This window comes from Methylobacterium sp. B1 (genome assembly GCF_000333255.1).
Classification (GTDB): domain Bacteria; phylum Pseudomonadota; class Alphaproteobacteria; order Rhizobiales; family Beijerinckiaceae; genus Methylobacterium; species Methylobacterium fujisawaense.
Map to the genome: position 1 here is coordinate 1 of NZ_BACT01000243.1, position 3,753 is coordinate 3,753.

At 71.0% G+C, this 3,753-nt stretch carries 4 protein-coding genes and 1 pseudogene; all 5 read left to right on the forward strand.

The genetic code is table 11. The annotated features are described in order from the left end of the window. On the forward strand, positions 1-249 hold a 249-nt coding region (locus I53_RS06775), incomplete at its 5' end, for a CPBP family intramembrane glutamic endopeptidase (protein WP_043348247.1). Positions 250-326: 77 nt separating this feature from the next. Beyond that, on the forward strand, positions 327-1,121 hold the full coding sequence (locus I53_RS06780; protein ID WP_043348249.1) for a thymidylate synthase: 795 nt from the start codon (positions 327-329) through the stop codon (positions 1,119-1,121). Beyond that, on the forward strand, positions 1,118-1,609 hold the full coding sequence (locus I53_RS06785; RefSeq protein WP_043348252.1) for a dihydrofolate reductase: 492 nt from the start codon (positions 1,118-1,120) through the stop codon (positions 1,607-1,609). Before I53_RS06780 ends, I53_RS06785 begins: the two co-directional genes overlap by 4 nt. Before the next feature lie 284 nt (positions 1,610-1,893). Beyond that, positions 1,894-3,078: an FtsH protease activity modulator HflK gene (gene hflK, locus I53_RS06790; protein ID WP_043348254.1), complete on the forward strand. Its 1,185-nt coding sequence runs from the start codon at positions 1,894-1,896 to the stop codon at positions 3,076-3,078. Beyond that, positions 3,075-3,753 (forward strand): annotated as a pseudogene (gene hflC, locus I53_RS06795) (protease modulator HflC); the annotation flags it as partial. The gene hflK and the pseudogene hflC, both read left to right, overlap by 4 nt.

Genomic DNA, 3,753 nt, shown 5'->3' on the forward strand with positions numbered 1-3,753 from the left:
CTGCTGCGCGGCGAGGCCTTCGCCCGTGCCCGGGCGGTGCTGGGGCCGGCGGGGGCGATCCTGGTCACGGCGGTCATCTTCGCCGCCGCCCACATCTCGTCCTGGGGGCTCGCCCGGCCGGTCTCCCTGCTGCCGCTCGCCCTGGCGCTCGGCTGGCTGCGCTGGCGGACCGGCCGGCTCTGGCCCGGGATCGCCCTGCACGGCTGGTCGAACCTCGCCCTCGTAACCTACCTGCTCTGGCCGGCCTGACCGCCAGCTGGTGACGGCGGTGGACAGGTGTCGGCGGCGCGCTTGCCCGCCGTCGCGTCGGCGCGCAGGAATGACCGATGGACGCTTATCAGGACCTGCTCCGGCGCATCCTCGACGAGGGCGTGGCCAAGGACGACCGCACCGGCACCGGCACGCTCTCGGTATTCGGCCACCAGATGCGCTTCGACCTGTCGGCCGGCTTCCCGCTGGTCACCACGAAGCGGCTGCACCTGCGCTCGATCATCCACGAGCTGCTCTGGTTCCTGACGGGCGATACCAACGTGGCCGCGCTCCAAGCCAACGGCGTGACGATCTGGGACGAGTGGGCCGACGCGCATGGCGATCTCGGGCCGGTCTACGGCAAGCAGTGGCGCTCCTGGGAGAAGCCCGGCGGCGGCACCGTCGACCAGATCGCCTGGGTGCTCGACGAGATCCGGCGCAACCCCGATTCCCGCCGCCTGATCGTCTCGGCCTGGAACCCGGCCGACCTCGACCGGATGGCGCTCGCCCCCTGCCACTGCCTGTTCCAGTTCTACGTGAGCGAGGGGCGGCTCTCCTGCCAGCTCTACCAGCGCTCGGCGGACGCCTTCCTGGGCGTGCCCTTCAACATCGCGAGCTACGCCCTGCTGACCCACATGATCGCCCAGGTGACCGGCCTCGGGGTCGGCGACTTCGTCCACACCTTCGGCGACGCGCATCTCTACCGGAACCACCTGGAGCAGACCCGGACCCTGCTGGGCCGGACCCCGCGCCCGCTGCCGCAACTGCGGCTCAACCCGGAGGTCCGCGACCTCTTCGCCTTCCGGTACGAGGACATCGCCATTGCAGGCTATGAGCCGCACCCGGCCATCGCGGCCCCGGTGGCGGTATGAGCCCGATCGTCTCCCTGGTCGCCGCGGTCGCCCGCAACGGCGTGATCGGCCGCGACAACGGCCTCGCCTGGCATCTCTCCAGCGACCTGAAGCGCTTCAAGGCCCTGACCATGGGCAAGCCGATGCTGATGGGCCGGCGGACCTGGGATTCGATCGGCCGTCCCCTGCCGGGGCGCCGCACCCTGGTGCTCACCCGGGATGCCGGCTTCCGCGCCGAGGGGGTCGAGACCGTCCATGACTGGCCCTCCGCGCTGGCGGCCGCCGCCGGGGCGGAGCTGATGGTGGTGGGCGGGGCCGAGATCTATGCGCTCGCGCTCCCGCAGGCCGACCGGCTCCATCTCACCGAGGTCGAGGCCGAGCCCGAGGGCGACGTGCGCTTCCCGGCCTTCGACCGCGGTCGCTTCCGGGAGACGTTCCGCGAGGCGCATCCGGCGGGACCCCGGGACGAGCACGCCTTCGCGTTCGTCGATTGGGAGCGCGTCCGCTGAGGCGCGCCGCCGCAATTGCGTTCCATGCCGCGCATGCCCACCTGCCAGCCTTGACAGCACGGGGCGCGCGCCCGCAGGTGCCTGTCGGGTGCGCGTGCTCACGCCGGGCCTGCGCATCCTGCGGGAAGATGCGTGCGTGCAGGCTCTTAAGGCTTGAGGCCGGATGCGGTCGCCTCGCGATCGATCCGGATGGCCGGGACTAGGCGGGCGAGCGTGGCCGTTCAGGCAGGGGGCGCCGGCCGGGGTATGGGCTGGGCGCGGACAGGCAGGAGACGACGTCTAGGATGCCTTGGAGCAATCAGAGCGGCGGCGGGGGCCCGTGGGGCCGGCCCGGCGGCAACGGCGGCGGTCCCTGGGGTGGTGGCGGCGGCGGCGGCAAGACGCCGCCGAATCTTGAGGACCTGCTCCGGCGCGGGCAGGACCGCCTGCGCGGTCTGATCCCGGGCGGCGGTGGCGGCTCGGGCGGCTATGGGGGCGGCGGGGCGCAGGGTGTCGGCGGCGGCCGCAGCGCGGCGGTGATCGCCGTGCTCGCCGTCGCGATCTGGCTCGCCACCGGCTTCTACACCGTCTACCCCCGTCAGGTCGGCATCGAGACGATCTTCGGCCGCTATGTCGGCACCAAGGGCGAGGGCCTGCGCTACAACTTCCCCTATCCGATCGGCGGAGTGGTGAAGCCGGATGTCGGCTCCCAGAACTCGATCCAGATCGGTTTCCGCGCCGGTCCGAACGGCCAGGGCCGCACCCGCGACGTGCCGGACGAGAGCCTGATGCTCACCGGCGACGAGAACATCGTCGATCTCGATTTCGAGGTGCAGTGGCGGGTCAACCCGCTGAAGGCCTCCGACTTCGTGTTCAACCTCCAGAACCCGGAAGGCACCATCAAGGCGATCTCCGAGAGCGCGATGCGCGAGGTGATCGGCCGCCGCAACATCCAGGCGATCCTCACCAACGAGCAGTCGAGCATCGCCCAGGAGGTGAAGGAGATGGTCCAGAAGGCGCTCGACGAGTACGGCGCCGGCGTGCGCATCGAGGTGGTGCAGCTCGTCTCGGTCAACCCGCCGCCGGAGGTGCGCCCCGCCTTCATCGACGTGAACGCGGCCCAGCAGGACGCCGACACGGCGCAGAACGAGGCCAAGACCTACGCGAGCCGCGAAGTGCCGCAGGCCCGCGGCAAGGCGTCCCAGATCGTCCAGCAGGCCGAGGCCTACCGGACCAAGGCGACCGCCGACGCCACCGGCCAGGCGGCCCGCTTCAGCGAGGTCTACGCCTCCTACAAGGCCGCCCCGGCGATCAGCCGCGAGCGGATCTTCCTGGAGACGATGGAAAAGGTACTGGGGTCCGTGAACAAGGTGATCATCGACCAGAACGGGACGCAGCCCGGGGCGGCGACCGCCGCCGGCGTGCTGCCGGTGCTGCCGCTCTCGGAGTTCGGCGCCCGCGCCCAGACCCAGACGGGAGCCGCCCGATGAAGCAGGCTCTCCGCACCGGCCTGATCGCGATCGCGGCGATCGTCGCGATCGGCCTCTACGCGTCGATCTTCACCGTCGGCCAGATGCAGCAGGCCCTGGTCCTGCAGTTCGGCCGCGTCCGCGCCGTCCTCAACGCCACCGGCGAGGAGAAGCCCGGCCTGTACTTCAAGATCCCGTTCATGGAGAACGTGGTCCTGTTCGACAAGCGCGTGCTCGACCTCGACCTGCCAGTGCAGACGGTGCTCACCGCCGACCGGCAGAACCTGGAGGTGGACGCCTTCGCCCGCTACCGGATCCTCGACCCGCTCCGCTTCTACCAGGCGGTGGGCAATATCGGGCTCGCCAACCAGCGGCTCGCGAGCTTCACCAATTCCGGCCTGCGCAACGTGCTCGCCCGCTCGACCCGCGACGCCATCGTGAAGACCGACCGCGGCCAGCTGATGCACCAGATCCAGGAGGACGTGAACCGGCAGGCCAAGGCGCTGGGCATCGAGATCGTGGACCTGCGCATGACCCGCGTCGATCTGCCCGCGCAGAATTCGGCCGCCGTCTACCGGCGGATGAAGACCGAGCGCGAGCGCGAGGCCGCCGACATCCGCGCCAACGGCGATCAGATCGCCGCCACGATCCGCGCCAAGGCCGACGCGAGGTCACGGTGATCCTCGCCGACGCGAC

What these genes read in the sequence shown, in the direction of transcription:
- I53_RS06780 (WP_043348249.1), top strand. Translation starts at nt 327, where the DNA reads ATGGACGCTTATCAGGACCTGCTCCGGCGCATCCTCGACGAGGGCGTG.
- I53_RS06785 (WP_043348252.1), top strand. Translation starts at nt 1,118, where the DNA reads ATGAGCCCGATCGTCTCCCTGGTCGCCGCGGTCGCCCGCAACGGCGTG.
- hflK (WP_043348254.1), top strand. Translation starts at nt 1,894, where the DNA reads ATGCCTTGGAGCAATCAGAGCGGCGGCGGGGGCCCGTGGGGCCGGCCC.